The organism is Bacillus cereus group sp. BfR-BA-01356 (assembly GCF_022663635.1).
GTDB classification, from domain to species: domain Bacteria; phylum Bacillota; class Bacilli; order Bacillales; family Bacillaceae_G; genus Bacillus_A; species Bacillus_A cereus.
On the sequence record NZ_JAKUFX010000124.1, the window covers coordinates 1 to 16,352 of the forward strand.

Below are 16,352 nucleotides of genomic sequence, written 5' to 3' on the forward strand. Positions count from 1 at the left end.
ATCGAGAGATTCATAAGAAAACGTCATCCTTTCTAGTCTAGCTTTTTTAGAAAGAATAACGTTTTTTTACACTTGGGGGTAGTGAAGATTTTTAAGTTGATGGGCATGGGGGCCCACCCACATTTTAACGAAAATATACACTAAGCGAATTTTAGCATAAAACGAGTCATCTTTCTTCCTAAAATAAAAAGCTAACTCGTTTTATTTGAACTGTTGAATACTTAATATTTATTCCGTTATTCATAGCCAAAAACCGTACGATATAAAAATATTTCTAACTATTTTCATTTTTTCAGAGGCAAGTGTATAGGGCTTTTCTTAGTACAAGTTCTGTTCGTTCATTACCCATGCCAAATCTATAAAACATTGTTTAGAAGTGTAGCAAGGGTTTGTTAATGGTTCAATTCTTCTTCCACAACTATTTTTGTTAGCAAAAACTTTTATTGTTTTAATAGTCTTTTGTTTAATTCCCACAATGCTGTTTTGTTGCTATCCCATTTCAAAAGCGTTACTGCTTCCTCAAAGCATAACCATTTATAATTAAAGTGTTCTTTAGATAATGATATGTTTTTTGTAGGGACTTTAACTCCAAAAGAAAATTCTTTTATTACATAAACCTCTTCTCCCCAAAGGAATCCTCCAACTACATCCTCTACTGGTAGTGAAGACACAGAATCTAATTGTATATATGGACATTCTCTTGTAATACCAGCCTCTTCAAACGCTTCCCGTTTTGCTGATTCAATAGGAATCTCACCGTCTTCTCCGCCACCAGCTATTCCTTGCCAATAACCATAATCACTTCGGTTAAAAATGGCATATTGAATAGAATCGGCAGTTTTTATATAAGGAAATATCAATACTTGATATGACGCCCTCATTACTTAACCTCCTCTCGAAAATAAGTTTTAAATCAATATGAATAAAGAGCCGCCATCACAATTCTACATTATTAATGCAGGTTTATAATGTCGGCCCTCTATTTTTAAATAATTTTATTTTTCATAAACAGGCTTACTCTTAACAGAGGAAAAACTGATTATTTCTTGTCGAATTTGTTTAGCATGGTTTTTCCTAAATGTTAGCAGTACCCTATATTATTCAATTGCGCCAGCAACATCATAATCATTTAAATCTAATTCAATCGTTTTTCCGAGCGCTAGTTTAGCAAGTTCCGCTCCTAGATATGGACCAGCTGTTAAACCCGAAGCCCCTAATCCATTCGCAACGAGAATTCCTTCAAAGTTAGGTAGCGGTCCGATAACAGGTAAGAATCCTGGTGTAAATGGTCTGAATCCAACTCTCGTTTCAAGCATTGTAGCATTTTCTAAGCCAGGCGCAACTGTTAATGCCTTATGGAATACTTCATGTAAACCACCTGCTGTTACACGATGATCAAAACCAGTATCATTCTCATGTGTTGCACCAATTACGACATGCCCATTGTCAAACGTTAAAATATATTGATCGTTCGGTGGCATAACAACTGGCATATTTTCTGTTGCTGTATTCTCGATTTGCAGATGAACAATTTGTCCTTTTTGGAATGTAACTAAGAAATTAATCCCTAATGGTTTCAAGATTTCATTCGCCCATGCGCCTGCAGTTACAATAACCTTTTCTGCTAAAATTGTTTCATCGTTTACTGTAACTCCCGTAATATGATTTCCTTCACGGACTAATATAGCATCGCCTTTTATGAAAGTTGCACCATGTTTTTTCGCAGCACTTATTAATGCATTGCGTAATAATCTCCCATTTACTCGTGCAGCACCACTAATATGAACAGAACTATATTCGTCTGATAATGCTGGGAATAATTTTTTTGTTTCTTCAGCTGATAAGCGAGTGATTTCACCAATCTCCGGGGCATCTTCACGTCGTTTATAAGCTCGCTCTTCCATTTGATCTAACTTTTTCTCGTCAGTATGTAAACTAATTGCACCTACACGATTATATCCTGTGTCAGTTTCACCGTCTTCTTCTAATTGCTGAATTAACGAAGAATAGTAACGTGCACCGCCTTTAACAATTTTATACCATGCTTTATTACGACGCTGTGATAACCATGGACATACAATTCCTGCTCCTGCATCAGTTGCTTGCCCTAATTGTTGGCGATCCACGATAGTAACATTCGCACCTGTCTTAGCAAGATGATAAGCAGTAGACGCTCCTAAAATTCCAGATCCAACTACAATATACGATTTCATTTCAAACACCTTTTCTCTTTTGCTAATTATATAAATATAAGAACATTCCTTAGTATAATGGAAGGAATGCTTTTTTCAATGTACTCATCACAATTAATTGTTGCAGCATTGTGACTTCCTTAATCATTATTTTTTCTTCTTACGGAATAATTCAATTGTTTTATAGCCTTGTGAAAGGATTTCTATCATTTTCTCTAGACGTTTTTCACGAGTTTTTTCTTGTTTCACAGAAAAAAGATTACGTGCCCAATCTTTTTGGTATCCAGGCGTTAAACTTTGATAAAACTTAAGTTCATTCGGATGATTAGCTAGTAATGCTTCAACATCTTTAATTCGATCTGCATAATCGGCAACACATTGACTCATAGCAGATGTTTTCGTTATTTTTTTCTTTTCACGTTTTAAACCTACAACAGTAAAGACTTCATCCATACTTACCATTCGTGCAAATTTAATATCGCTTTCTCCCACATAACCATCTTCTCCAACGTTTAATGCCGGAAACATCTCATCACGGTGAATAAACGTACTATAACGAGCATTACCTTTTTTCGGATATGCGAAGAATAGGTAACCTTTTTCAATTAGTAATTCTTCATTACTAATAATAAAATTCGTTTGTTTCACCATTTCATCAAGCGTTTCTACAAATATAAAGATAGCATCGTGTTCTTTTGAGAATCCATTTTCTTTACCTGTAAAAATGTCATAATCACTTGGTTCGTTAATAACGACCATATTTGTATACTTATTAAGTTTCAATTTATCAATAACTGACATAATAATCTTCCTTTACATTCAAAATTCATTGTACATACTTTTTCGTACTGTTCTAGTGTATTATATGTATTAAGAAAATCAAACTTTAAATCGTGTTATTCTGCTGCAAAAGAACAGAATTCTTTAATAGATGGGGTGGTTTTATGCCATATGTAATCCGGGATGAAGGGCTAGTTTTACAAGGGGATGATGGAAAAGAACCAATTTTTCATACATATGAAGAAGCTGAGGAAACATTAAAAACATTAACTATACCGCAGTTTCCGAAACGTATTAGAAGAAAACCATTTACATCAAAAACAATAAAAATAGCCGTTTCTGAATAAGAACCGGCTATTTGTTTATTCATAACTTAATAGAAAATAAAGTATATAAAAACTCTCTATATTGATCTTCTGTAATTTCAAGCTTAGTTTTTTCCCCATGAATAATTTCAGTTAAACTTGTATTCGTTAATGAAATATGACCGGAGTTCGTCAACTTTACTGCAATTGGTCCTTTATTAAAAATAGACTTCTCATCTTCTATCACTCTTCTTTGAACGTCGTTTACTACTATCTCATCAATATTATGTTTATAAAAAGCATGACAAACTTTCCATTCTCCATCAGTATCTATTCTTTCTAAAACATAATTTCCTTTACTCGTATCTTTTCGTCTCACCCGGTACGAACCATTTTTTGAAGAGACAGACTTACCAGTAAAAGGTACAGGAACAAGAGGTACTAACGAAGCTATACCTACATCAATTAAATACTGTACATTATCATAAGTTAAAATAATTGTTATATGGCCATCCTCAAGTGCCCATGCATTTATATCGTTTTTATAAACCGTACCTAATGCCAGTTGTACATCATAGCCACAGTCTCTTAAGAAATAGTAAAAAAGAGTATTTAATTCGTAGCAAAGTCCACCACGGGAACTAGTTAAAATTTTCTCTCGTAAGTTTTCCAGAGAGATTTGATTCGTATTTCGTGCTATAACATCTAAATTCTCAAATGGTATAGTATGCGCAAACGAAAAGAGTATGGTAGGTAATTCTTCAAACGTTACTTCATTACGTTTTTTAAGATTTAATCTTGTGAAAAGCTGATCTTGTAAACTTGTCATATTTAGCACCCCTTAAAAATTTATAAGTTTAAATAATATATGCTGATTGTAAATTTTAAGGGGCACTGTAACAACGTACATTTCATTAAACTGTACCGGTACAAAAGTTACGATTCACATAGGAGGTGTCATTACACATGTTTTTTGTAATCACTTCTTTTTGTGGCAAACCAAAAGCTACGAATATAAATTTAATAGTTTATCTATAGGCAAACTATTACTATCACTTAAATCAACAAAATATTGAAGTTGCCATGCTTGGCTCTTTTTAGCTTGATTACTAACAGTGGTATCCCAAACAGGATAAATTCTCATTGCCATTTTCCCTGTTTGACTTTGTGTTCTCAATATTTTTTCTTTAAGAAGAATCTCTTTAGGAAAAATAAATTGCCCTAGTTTATTATCAGCAATACAAGTGATTACTAATAAATCAGGAGCAGCTTCATAAGAGAAAGCTCTATTTCGCATATTTTCATCTTTCTCCCAAAAAGAAACAAATTGCCCAATTTTATTTGGAGTAACTCTTGATTTTCTAAAACGAATGGTTTTGTTATTTAAGTGGAATAAACATCCGGCATATTCTGCGTTTTGCTTTTCTTCTTTTAGATTCGTAATCATTAAGTTGTTAGGTTTGTAAACTATATTATTTAAATTTTGGATTATATTATTAAAATTGTTCAAAAAAACTCCCCCTTTATTCATCTCTTAGTTTACCACAAACATCAGTTCTTCTATATCTTATATAATTATGAACTAATTGAAATGGGGGAATTTAGCAGGATATAATTATTACTTTAATGTACTTAGTTTTTCAATTGCTAAGTAAAAAATGTCATTCCCTTTATTACATTCATAAATAAAATCCTTTAAGCTTTTACTAGTATACATAGAGAAATCTCCAACAATAGCAATCTTTACCGTGTAGTTTATAAACTTTTGAAGGATATCGCCCGCAAGCCGTGTTTTTAGATCAAAGAAATCTTCACTTATTAAAGATTTATGGATAATACTATGTTTCGCATCTACCTCATATTGAACTGTTGCCATAGTATCTAATGCAGACTGAACATCCGATATTAATACCTTATCGTTTCTAATGAGCGCAATATTGATTCCATCGATTACTACTTTCTTTATTTCCATAGTCCCACCTGTACAGAGATAATAAAGTTGTTTAATTTACAATAAAGTCATTTAAAAAATAATATAGTAGTTTAAAAATCCTTCTTCTACTAACGAGGCAGGTTAGTGGAAGAAATAGCAAGTGGTTTTAACTAGGAGAAGTGTCGATGACATTAAAGAAGACACCGAGGTGTCTTCTGTTTTTTAAATTAAGGATATCGATAAATTAAGATTTATTTACTTAACATTATACTTATTTTCGGACCGAAGCACCTAATCGATGAGTATATACAAACCAAGTAATGCTTGCTGTTAATAATGTTGACGAAATTAAAGCTGTAAGAACACTATATGTTTGCCAAATAAGTATCGTTGACCAATCGAAGGCAAAAAACATTATACACTGGGCAATCGTAGCGATTAGGAAAATAATTGTTACGATTGTTCTCTTTTTTGTCATTGGCTGCTGCTCATTCATTTTCCTTTTTCTTAATCCTAAGAAAAATAACAGAACGGCTAATAGGCAAAGAATAATTGTGGTAGACGACAAAATGATGTCCAAAAGCTGTGTGCCGCTTATCTCATATGACTGAGTTAGATTGCCGTTTAATATATCATTAACTTGTAGTACCAGGTTTATATTGGTATTTGCGCCGTTGCTCAGTAAGCAGATGGCTGTTCTTTCATTTGGCAGTATGGCTACTTTGGTACTAAAATTTGGATTACGCCCAGTGTGTTCTATAAACGTTTGTTCGGCGTTTACCGACCAACCTGCCGCATAATACATATCATTGACAGCCGAAACAGACATATCACCTCTATGTGATTTTTCGATGGCCCTGTGAAATATTTCGGGTATGTCCTGCACGATACCCATCTGTATGCCCATCCAACGCACCATATCTTTTGTATTAGAAATGATATAGCCGGCAGGTTTATTCCCAGCATAATCCGGAGCGTTAAATGGAGTTGTTATAAAAAAGGAAGAACGGTAGCCCTGTGCTAACTGTCCAGTGGCTTGAGCATCTTCTTTATAAACATACGTCTGGTGAAGACCTAAGGGTAGAAATACCTGTTCCTTCATAAAGTCTTCATAGCTTTGTCGTGATACAATCTCAATAACCAAACCCAATACGTCATAATTAACGGTTCCATAGTTATATTGTTCACCGGGAGAGAACGCCAATTCTGCATCTACCAGCGTTTCCACAGTCTTTTGCAACATATCAGGCGTATTACCCTGTGGAATATTTTGAAGATGTCTAATATTTGTTAGGCCGCTGGTATGGTGAAGAAAGTTATTTAGTGTAAGGTTTTGCATATCAACAGGTTTACCTTGATACTTTAACGTAAACCAAGGTAAATATTTTTGGATAGGGTCAGTCATTGATAGCAGCCCTTGCTCTTCCAATAGCAAAATCCCCATACCAGTAAAAGCTTTACTCACCGAGGCCAACTCATAGAGTGTATTTTCACTTGCAGACAGTCCCTTTTCAAGATCTGCATACCCAGAAGAAAAGTAGAACACTTCACCATCAGCAAGTATTGAGAGTGACATTCCAGGCACACCTGACGTACGACAGGCATCATCTAGCAATGCTTGTATTGCCACAGATTTCGAATCTGACAACGCATAACTTTGTGTTGCGAATCCTGAGAATAATATAAATATCGTTAATACAAAAACAATAGTCTTTTTCATACACTCTCCTTTCTGAAGAATTATAAGGGTATAAATAACTTATTTTTATAACTATAAACTAAATTCTGATTTATATTTCTATTTATCTATATAATATCAAATAATTGTGAAGAGTTACACTTAAAAACGGGGGCGTTAGTTTAATAAGAAGTAAACAACTTTATTATTCATTTTTTAAGCATTACATAAGCAGATGGATATAATTTGAAACAACTTTAAAGAGCCTTGCTGCATATAGAATGTAGTAAGGCTCTTATCTTTTTTAATCAAAATTCAATAACTTTATTATCACTATACACCACCCCTTTATAATTTACACAGTATGAGTAAAATTGTTTTACAAGACTTCGTATTAATCATAGATTAAATTAGCCACAGCTATTAAAATCGCCTCTATTTTTTATTGTAAGTATATATTTTTTATTACTAATACGGTCAATGAAATTAATGATAGTTTCTCTTTTTTTATATTTTTGAATATATATATGGAATTGCCTTTACTTGTTATAAAAATATTGTGGAGTAACATAACTTAACAAACTATTCAAAGTGTTAATCTCGGTATATGGTTGTATTTTGGTAGTATTCTTGATTTTCTGAGGGTTAAACCACACACCTTTTATATTTGCATTTTGAGGACCAGCAATATCCTTTTCTAAGTCATCCCCAACAAATAAAGTATTTTCCGGTTGTAAATTTAACTTATTTAATGCTAGTTCGAATATACGTTTATCAGGTTTACTAAATCCCACTTCTTCAGAAATAATGATTGTTTCAAAATACTTATTTAAATTCGTGTTAAATATTTTAGCTTTTTGCCTCTGAGTTGAGCCATTTGTTATAATTCCAACTTTAAAGTGCTTCTTTATTTGATTTAAGAAATGAATAGTATTTTGGTCTATTGAAAAACATCTAGGGAAATTATTATTCCAAAAATCTTGGATGTAATTGCGTGGCAATCTATACCTTGGCGTGAATTCATCAAACAATGATTCTAAAACTGTCGTTTTATTACTTATGCCATATTCTTTTTTATCGTATTCTTTGAATTTCTGTAACATGTTGCTTTTAGCCGCACCATCTACATTTTCATAACACTTTTCTAAAACAATTAAAAATAATGCCTCTACTGCTTTATCCCTATCAAGTAATGTATCATCTAAATCAAACAGCATCGCTTTATAACCCATCAAATCATTTCACAACCTTTCTAGCATTATATAAATCTCTCCAAGTTTGTACCTTTAAACTTTTGGTTTAGCAAGAACATTATTATGTAGTGATTAACGATTAAATAGAAACTAGATGAAAGAAATCCAAAGTTCTTGGCACACACTCTAGTATTACGGTAGTTTCTTCTATATTGAAATTCCTTTTCCTCTTTTGGTAAAGAAGCAAAAGTATATTTTCACAAATTTTAAGAAACTACATACAATTCACATTATTATACATTAGTTTTTCGTAAATATTAATCGTACACTAATTCATACAATAAGTTTTTTTAAGCAATTATTTCTCCATAAAAAAGTAATAAAGCTAATAATACTTTTTGGTAGTAAGCGTTCTATGAAGTTTACTACTGTATCTCCACATAAACTCCAGATTGTACGGCTATAATGACTACCAGAGGTGATATTATGAAAAACTATCATATCCTCGTGGTAGAGGACGATCAAGAAATTCAGGAATTAATTAAACAATTTTTAATGACACAGCATTATACAGTGGTAGTCGCTTCAGATGGACTAGAGGGTATGACACAATTTAATAAGCAATCCTTTGATTTAATTCTTCTAGATGTCATGATGCCCAATCTTAATGGATTTGAAGTTTCTAAAATGATTCGAAGTCAGTCAAACGTACCAATTATTATGCTAACTGCGTTGGAAGAAGAAGAAGATCAAATGAAAGGATTCGATCTTGGGATCGATGATTATATAACAAACCCCTTTTCATTTCATGTTTTGATTAGACGAGTCGAAGCTGTACTTAGAAGAAGTTATGATAAAAATGTAAATAATCATTTGATATTTAAAGAAGTTCGTATCGATGTGGATGCATATAGAGTGTATGTAAATGACGTTGAAATTATATTAACGACAAAAGAGTTTGAAATTCTACAACTACTATTTCAAAATGAGAGAAAAGTACTTACAAGAGAAAATATCGTAGAGAAAGTTTGGGGGTACGATTATTTTGGAGAAACACGAATAATTGATACACATATTAAAAACCTACGCAAAAAATTAGCTATCCCTTATATTAAAACAATAAAGGGTATTGGTTATAAAATTGATGAATAGTATTGTGAAACTCATGAAAATGAAGCAAATCACTTATAAACTCTTTATGACTACATCTCTCATTTTGTTATCCTTTGCAGTTTTGATTTATTTAACTTTATACTTCTTTCTCCCTACATTTTATGAGCAATATAAAACAGATCAACTTCAAACAGGGATAAACGAAATCATTGATAAGTCTAAAAATCTTACGTTTCAAGATGCGATACCACTTTTTGATGAATACGCAAAAAAAAATAATGCGATGCTTTACCTTCAAAATAAAGAAGGGGTAATTATTTACTCTCCTTCGTTTTCTTTTATTCAAAGTGGTACGCAAAAAACAGTAGTTACTAAAGCAACACGATTCGAGAATGCAAGTACCCTTAGCAATTCATATAACGTTACGAAACCAATTCAATTCCAAGATGGTAGTTTAACGCTTATAGTCTTTGCTACATTTCAACCGATTGATGAAGCTTCACAGGTTTTAGTCCGCTTTCTCCCCTATATTAGTATCATTGTACTCGTAATTGGTATAGGGAGTGCTTATTTTTATTCCAGGTTTATTACAAAGCCACTTATTTATATTAATGAAGGTGCACAAAAGATGGCAAATTTAGATTTCTCCGAAAAAATTGAGGTTCGCTCTACAGATGAGTTAGGAGAATTGTCTAATAGTTTGAATGACATGTCTATTAACTTACAACAAGCTATGTTTGATTTGAAAAAAGCAAATGAACAATTAAAAAATGATATTGAAAAAGAAAGAGAAATAGAAACAAAACGCAGAGAGTTTTTTGCGATTGTAGCACATGAATTAAAGTCCCCTCTTACTGTAATGAAAGGCTACTTAGAAGGGATGATTTACAATATTGGCCCTTATCAAAATCGCGATCAATATTTAAAGAAAAATCATCAAATTATTGAAAGTATGGAACAACTAGTTCGTGAAATTTTAAGCGTATCGAAATTAGAACAACACACCTTCAAACTAAAAGTAGAGGAAGTTAATCCTTCAAAGTTAATAGGTACAATCACAAAAGATCTCGAATTTTTCGCTTCTCAAAAAAGCATCGAAATAATAAAAGAAATTGATTCTGACCTTTCTATTTATACAGATTGTGTTCTTTTAGAAAAAGCATGTAAAAATATTATTCATAATGCGGTTATGTATTCACCACATAATGAAAAAGTCTATATAAAGTTAAGTGAGGATTCGAAACAAGGTCAAATCGAAATGCAAATTATAAATACAGGTGTCAATATTAAAGATGAAGATTTACAACAAATTTTCAAACCATTTTATCGAATTGAAAAATCAAGAAATCGAAATACCGGAGGAAGTGGTTTAGGGCTATATATTGTTAAGCAAATTCTTGAAACGCTAGATATAAAGTATTCAATAAAAAATATGGAACATAGTGTGCAATTTTACATGAGTATTCCATTATCTAAACACAAAAACAAACAAACTCTCCTTTAAATAGGACGAGTTTGTTTGTTTTTGTAGTAAGTATAAATTTATTAACAGGTTTTTCACTTAATGGACAAATGCTGCTTCTTAAATGGCGATTATCATAAGTAGTGACAAACTGTATTCAATTTACATATTTATCTTCTACTATAACAGCAAAAAAACGAAATTCCGCATAGCAGCAAATTAGATTCTCTTATTTGAGATGCATTTCATCTATGAAACTGAAAAGGAGGATGAAAAATGCATATTTGCCTCCATTTTTCAGATTAATTTGGAACTCTTTTATGATAAGCTATATGTAAAGATTAAACATAAAGGATGATTCGTATGCAAATAAGACCACAAGTAAGTGAATATAGCTCCTATTATGCAACGTATACCAACTTGGTATCAGACGGAAATATCATACATATTCTAGAACAACAAATGAAGGAAACGAATCTCTTATTAAAGGAAATTTCTGATAGTGAGGGACTTTTCCGGTATGCTCCTACTAAATGGAGTATAAAAGAAGTAATGGGTCATATAGCAGATACAGAACGGATTATGGCGTATCGATTGCTATCTATCGCTCGAGGCGAGACAGCAGAACTTCCAGGCTATAATGATGATATGTATGTTCTTAGAGCTGCTTTTGATAAGCAATCTATGCAAAATCTTCTTGAGAATTTAATTGTTGTTCGCCAATCTACCCTGTGTTTACTTAGAAGCTTAGATAAAGAAGCTTGGTCACAAAGAGGAAATGCGAATAATTCTGAAGTTACAGTTCGTGCATTAGCATACATCATTGCTGGTCATGAGCTTCATCATCTTCAAATTATAAAAGAACGTTACCTTGGTTCTGATGTATATCCAGCAACTTAATATTTGAAGAAAAAGATTCCTATTTATGTAGAGCTCTTTTTCAGAATTTATAACGGATTAGCGCTTAGAACCATGGCAATTAAATGTCTTTATTTATAAAATTCACCACATAATATATATGTTATCCCTTCTTATTCTGTACATAATTTTCTTTAGGCTGATATACTATAAACACAATAGTTCTGGAAAGGTGATGATATTATGTATGAACAACAAAATAATAGAGATAGAGATCAAAAAATGATGTTTTCTATGCAAGGAGTTCCCACAAATAAAATTAACATGAATCAATTACCTAAATGGATTAGAATTTTTGGCTATTGCGCGTTTGGTTGGATGATAGTATTTAGTTTAATTATGATTGTAGGTTTAATTCTGCAATAACTATACAGATACATAGGGAAACGGGACAGCATTTAGATCATACATCTAGGTAATGTCCCGTTTTTTATGTGTAATTATCCCATGATATAGGTAACCAATTATAATAAAAAGAACTTGTAGGATATTCTACAAGTTCTTTTTCAAATATTATTAAAACGGGAACGACAAACTATTTTAACATTCAGTACAGGGAGACCATTTTGATTATGGCTTGATTTTATTATAAATCAAATATAAGCTTTTGAAAGGTCTAGTTTTTGAAAAATATGTGAATTAAACAGCTACGATGTTTATATTAGATTTCATTTACGACCAACTTCTTCTTACTTAAATACACTGCACGATCTGATTTTTTAGCAACCTCCTGTGAGTGCGTCACAACAATAATGCATTTATTCTCTTTATGTGCAAGTTCTTGAAATAGTTCTATTATATCCATTGCAGTTTCCTCGTCGAGGTTTCCTGTCGGCTCATCTGCAATCAGTAAATCAACATTACAAGATAGTGCCCGAGCAATTGCTACACGCTGTTGTTGTCCACCGCTTAGTTGCAGGACGTTTCGTTTCGCTTCAACTTCTGTGAGTCCTACCCTTTCTAACAATTCTAATGCTCTTGCTGTTTTATTTTGCACTTTAACACCCGTAATTTCCATTGCTGTTAAGACATTTTGAAGAGCTGTCATATAGGTTATCAAATTATAAGATTGGAAAATTACAGATACATTTTGATTACGGTATCGATCCAAACCAATTTTTCTAATATCTTTGCCATTATACAGTACATAACCATTTTTAGGGACATCCAGTCCACAACCTAAGCTCAGAGTTGTGGTTTTACCAGATCCAGATGGTCCTAAAATCGTGTAGAAATGTCCTTTTTGAAAAGAAAAGTTAACATTATCTAGTATCGCTACATTTTTCCCATTACTTTCATAATAATAATCCAAATTTTTAAACTGTAAAATCGTCTCCATATTAAGCCTCCTCATTCATCTTTTAAAAGAATTTGTTTTGGGTTTAAACGTAGAATAGATAATGCTGGAAGAAGCGTTGCTATTATAGCAATAGCTAGTCCAATTCCACCCATTTTCCCTACATCTTCTCCTGTTACACTTACATCAATTTTATCAATTGGATCTTCTTTTTGATTTTGTAGAGTACCACCAGATCCAGCCATCATTACAGTACCATGTTGCGAGGTATCTGTTTCTTCGCTTGCAGTAGCAATTTCATTCGAAAGTAAATTATCCCCGATATATTGAGAAACTTTAGCTCCTGTTGTTATGGATAATCCAAATGCTAAAATAGCGACACACACTACTTCTACTACGAATTGCGCCATCAGTTTCCACTTTTTCTCTCCAATAGACAATAGAATTCCCATTTCTTTACGACGCCCTTTAATTGATAGCATAATGATTAATCCTAAAATGATCGCACCTGCAATCGATACAATATAAATGATCATTTGAGAAGTCGAAGAGATATTTTCGATAGGACCAATCATTTGCTTGTACAATGAATCATGCGCATCTAATTTATAATAATTAAAATCAATATTAGATTTTTTTGCTTCTTTTTTAAATGCATCAATATATTGTGGATCATTCAAGAAATACACGACTTGAACACTACTTATACCTTGGTCTACTTCTAATTTTTTCATAGTTGAATGCGGCATATATAGTTTATTAGCTGGATCCATAATAGGAGGAGCCTGTTGACCCATTCCTTGCTCATTTGTTTCGTAAATACCGATAATTTCAACCTCAAGGGTTTCCTTCTTATCCCCTGATTGCACTTTAACTTTGTCTCCTACTTTCAAATTGTTTAATTCCGCTAATCGTTTTTCCATTAAAGCTACATTCTGATCCTTCATTTGCTCTGTAATTGGTTTTCCATCAATGATTTTACTTTTTCCGTTTTTAAAGCTTTCTTGTAATGCAGTCTTGCGAACTCCCTCAATCATAAAAGAAGCATTCATATCTATTTCTGTACCAGAGCTTGAACCGCCTCGCACAGCCGCCATTCCAGCTTTACCTTTTCCTTCTTCTTCTGAAGCTCCTACTAGTTTAAGTCCATCAGAAATACCAAAAGTGTTAGCTATGTAATTATAGTCTTTTACATACTTGGATTTCGCTAATTGATCTGTTTCTTTTGTATCGAGCTGCGGTGGATTTGGCATTTCTCCAGTTTCCTTAGCTTTTTGACCTAATTTGTCGAAATCAAGACCTAAAGTAACATCTGCACCAAGTTTTTTTCTCGCAGCATCCGCTGCTTTTTTTGACGCATTTTGGATTGTGAAACCTGAAAGAACCAAATTTGTAACAATCAGAAAAACTGCCATCAAAATTAATGATGTTCCTATCCTTTTTTTCATACTGAGAATTGCTCGTTTCATAAAATTCATTTTTTCTTACCTCCTTGATATCTTGTATTCTATATAGGTTATCTAGAGTTTATATGGAGCTAATCGGTAGTTTAACTAGAGATATACGGAGTTTATGTGTAGTTATTTACCTGTTCCAGAAAAGCTAGAACATAAATTCAAAAACACAGTCGTTTTTGAATTTCGGTAAGGAGTTAGTCAATTTAAGAGACTTATAGAAAAGAGAGGTTAAGCTTGATTTAATGTATGTAACATAAAAAATATATTTATTGTATAATTTCTATACAATAAATATAGAGAACCAATTTGTGAATATCTATATGGGAATTGTAAGTTGTTCTTCATAGAAATTACAGCTTTTAATAAGAAAAGAAGCAAGTTAACATTCTTTTATAAGGATAATAATATTAACTTACTTCTTAAATTTTAGTATAAATTATTTATTGTAAGCTTTATAATATAATATGAAAATTTATCACCTATTTTTATAATTCAAGCACCTACTATTAGGAAAAGAGAATATTTCCTAATTAATTTAAAACATAAATTTTGTCTATGTTTTAAACAATATGTATTTTGGAGGAGGTTAATTTGATTTTTTCAAAACTCATTGATCGGTACGCCTTATATGATTTACACAAAAAAAGAAGTGTAGCGTTTCAGTTTACTTCCCTTTCTAACACTTCATTAAATATAAAGAACATAGAATCTTTTTATAAAGTAAAACCATCACATTTTCATTTTGACATTAAGCATTCAAAGCAGGAAAATGAATACATGGTTGGGCAATTCAACTATAAAAGTTCGATTCAATCCGGTGATTCACACAACGACTCTGTAACTGGGGAATTATTCTTACATAAAAATGAAAATGCACCTCATGTTATCTTTGTTCACGGTTGGAGAATGGATTCTAACGAACGTGTGAAAAAAATATTCCACGATCATATGACCAGCCTGAAGTGGAGTATGTATTATTTCACTCTACCCTATCATTTTGAAAGAAAACCCGATCAATCCTTATTCAGTGGAGAGTATATGGTAAGTGCAAATATTGAACGAACATTACAAGCAACTAGACAAGCGGTAGCTGATTTACGAGCTTTGATTAAATGGATTAAAGCAAATAAAAAGGGGCCCCTGATTCTAATAGGAATTAGTTTAGGCGGATTTATTACTAACTTAACCTCTCTTGTTGAAGAAGAAATTGATGTGTTAGCATCCATTTTCTATGCAAATCGACTTTCTTATTCGATTTGGAATACAACTCCAGGTAAATTTATTAGAGAAGACTTGGAACATCATGGTGTTACGTATGATGATTTAATAGATTATTGGAAAATCACTGAACCGAGTCAAGCATTGCCAAAAGTAAAAAAAGAAAATATTTTATTAATTTCAGGTAAGCATGATCTATATGTGCATTCTGAGGATACAGACTACTTGTGGGAATCTTGGGAAAGACCTCCACGATATATTTATACATGCGGGCATGCCGGGATCGTTCTTAAACGTAAAAAAATTGCAACTGATACTATTGATTTTATTCAAAATCGATTGAACTCCCCACACTTATCCAATGTCATGCCTTAAATCGCGAGATTACTAAGTACAAAATCTTATACTTGTATTGTTATATTTTTTACTAGTCACCTTTGTAAATCTTAGCCCCAAGCCTTACACGATTGAAAATGAAATAAAATAAATAACTAAGGAACTAATTTACCATATGGAAAAACATTGCTCAGCATTTTCACCAGTGGTCCCTGTATATGCAATATTACATACAAAAATCTTTATGTATTACGTTATTAATTTAAAAATAAATTATTCATCCATTAATCTATACCATCCGTATTTACAGTTATGGATACCCTAATTACATATGAAAAAGAGAGAAGAACATTGGTTAATTTGGTATTATCCCCTATAGGTAGACAGTAAAAAAGAGTCCATCTGATATGATGGACTCAATACTGTTTTATCTGGAGGGGATTTTTTTATGGCAAGAAAAGGACAATCAT

Annotated in this window: 16 protein-coding genes; 6 read left to right on the forward strand and 10 right to left on the reverse strand. The window is 32.3% G+C overall.

Annotation, left to right across the window (positions count from 1 at the left end; all coding sequences use genetic code 11):
- Positions 1-440: 440 nt before the first annotated feature.
- The 3 genes from MR168_RS26935 to MR168_RS26945 all read right to left on the reverse strand — a co-directional run bounded on the left by MR168_RS26935 (position 441) and on the right by MR168_RS26945 (position 2,993).
- Entirely contained in the window at positions 441-881 is a 441-nt protein-coding gene (locus MR168_RS26935; protein ID WP_016122617.1) for an NUDIX hydrolase, read from the reverse strand.
- Between the two features lie 216 nt (positions 882-1,097).
- A complete protein-coding gene (locus tag MR168_RS26940) occupies positions 1,098-2,213 on the reverse strand; it encodes an NAD(P)/FAD-dependent oxidoreductase (protein ID WP_000844396.1) in 1,116 nt (371 codons plus the stop codon).
- A gap of 126 nt (positions 2,214-2,339) precedes the next feature.
- Positions 2,340-2,993, reverse strand: coding sequence for a YdeI/OmpD-associated family protein (locus MR168_RS26945; RefSeq protein WP_000110841.1), 654 nt, complete (start codon positions 2,991-2,993; stop codon positions 2,340-2,342).
- 143 nt (positions 2,994-3,136) lie between these two features.
- On the opposite strand from MR168_RS26945, the gene MR168_RS26950 reads away from it, so the two are divergent.
- Positions 3,137-3,319 (forward strand): hypothetical protein, encoded by a 183-nt coding sequence (locus MR168_RS26950; protein WP_086411711.1) that lies wholly within the window; start codon positions 3,137-3,139, stop codon positions 3,317-3,319.
- Between the two features lie 19 nt (positions 3,320-3,338).
- Here MR168_RS26950 and MR168_RS26955 read toward each other — a convergent pair whose 3' ends face one another.
- From MR168_RS26955 to MR168_RS26975, 5 genes are all read right to left on the reverse strand, one after another.
- A complete protein-coding gene (locus tag MR168_RS26955) occupies positions 3,339-4,106 on the reverse strand; it encodes an arylamine N-acetyltransferase family protein (RefSeq protein ID WP_000202756.1) in 768 nt (255 codons plus the stop codon).
- 177 nt (positions 4,107-4,283) lie between these two features.
- Positions 4,284-4,808 (reverse strand): MepB family protein, encoded by a 525-nt coding sequence (locus MR168_RS26960; protein WP_086411710.1) that lies wholly within the window; start codon positions 4,806-4,808, stop codon positions 4,284-4,286.
- An 87-nt stretch (positions 4,809-4,895) separates the two neighbouring features.
- The gene (locus MR168_RS26965) at positions 4,896-5,249 is read right to left on the reverse strand and encodes a DUF4180 domain-containing protein (RefSeq protein WP_086411709.1); all 354 of its coding nucleotides are present in this window, start codon (positions 5,247-5,249) and stop codon (positions 4,896-4,898) included.
- 232 nt (positions 5,250-5,481) lie between these two features.
- Positions 5,482-6,930, reverse strand: coding sequence for a serine hydrolase domain-containing protein (locus MR168_RS26970; protein WP_000751389.1), 1,449 nt, complete (start codon positions 6,928-6,930; stop codon positions 5,482-5,484).
- Positions 6,931-7,427: 497 nt separating this feature from the next.
- Positions 7,428-8,120 carry an HAD family hydrolase gene (locus tag MR168_RS26975; RefSeq protein ID WP_140159353.1) on the reverse strand — a complete coding sequence of 231 codons (693 nt, stop codon included), beginning with the start codon at positions 8,118-8,120 and terminating at the stop codon, positions 7,428-7,430.
- Between the two features lie 447 nt (positions 8,121-8,567).
- Between MR168_RS26975 and MR168_RS26980 the strand changes: the two genes are divergently transcribed.
- The 4 genes from MR168_RS26980 to MR168_RS26995 all read left to right on the forward strand — a co-directional run bounded on the left by MR168_RS26980 (position 8,568) and on the right by MR168_RS26995 (position 11,940).
- Complete coding sequence (locus MR168_RS26980; protein WP_086411707.1) at positions 8,568-9,233, forward strand: response regulator transcription factor; 666 nt, start codon at positions 8,568-8,570, stop codon at positions 9,231-9,233.
- Positions 9,234-9,246: 13 nt separating this feature from the next.
- Positions 9,247-10,698 carry a sensor histidine kinase gene (locus MR168_RS26985; RefSeq protein ID WP_086411712.1) on the forward strand — a complete coding sequence of 484 codons (1,452 nt, stop codon included), beginning with the start codon at positions 9,247-9,249 and terminating at the stop codon, positions 10,696-10,698.
- A gap of 321 nt (positions 10,699-11,019) precedes the next feature.
- Positions 11,020-11,556, forward strand: coding sequence for a DinB family protein (locus tag MR168_RS26990; RefSeq protein ID WP_046392780.1), 537 nt, complete (start codon positions 11,020-11,022; stop codon positions 11,554-11,556).
- Between the two features lie 201 nt (positions 11,557-11,757).
- Positions 11,758-11,940, forward strand: a complete 183-nt coding sequence (locus tag MR168_RS26995) for a hypothetical protein (protein WP_000273238.1) — start codon at positions 11,758-11,760, stop codon at positions 11,938-11,940.
- A 295-nt stretch (positions 11,941-12,235) separates the two neighbouring features.
- Here the strand turns inward: MR168_RS26995 and MR168_RS27000 are convergent, their stop codons facing one another.
- Both MR168_RS27000 and MR168_RS27005 read right to left on the reverse strand, forming a co-directional pair.
- Positions 12,236-12,913 carry an ABC transporter ATP-binding protein gene (locus tag MR168_RS27000; protein ID WP_000447855.1) on the reverse strand — a complete coding sequence of 226 codons (678 nt, stop codon included), beginning with the start codon at positions 12,911-12,913 and terminating at the stop codon, positions 12,236-12,238.
- 11 nt (positions 12,914-12,924) lie between these two features.
- Positions 12,925-14,349 (reverse strand): ABC transporter permease, encoded by a 1,425-nt coding sequence (locus tag MR168_RS27005; RefSeq protein ID WP_086411706.1) that lies wholly within the window; start codon positions 14,347-14,349, stop codon positions 12,925-12,927.
- Between the two features lie 570 nt (positions 14,350-14,919).
- Between MR168_RS27005 and MR168_RS27010 the strand changes: the two genes are divergently transcribed.
- Positions 14,920-15,921: an alpha/beta hydrolase gene (locus MR168_RS27010; RefSeq protein WP_086411705.1), complete on the forward strand. Its 1,002-nt coding sequence runs from the start codon at positions 14,920-14,922 to the stop codon at positions 15,919-15,921.
- Positions 15,922-16,352: the final 431 nt, after the last annotated feature.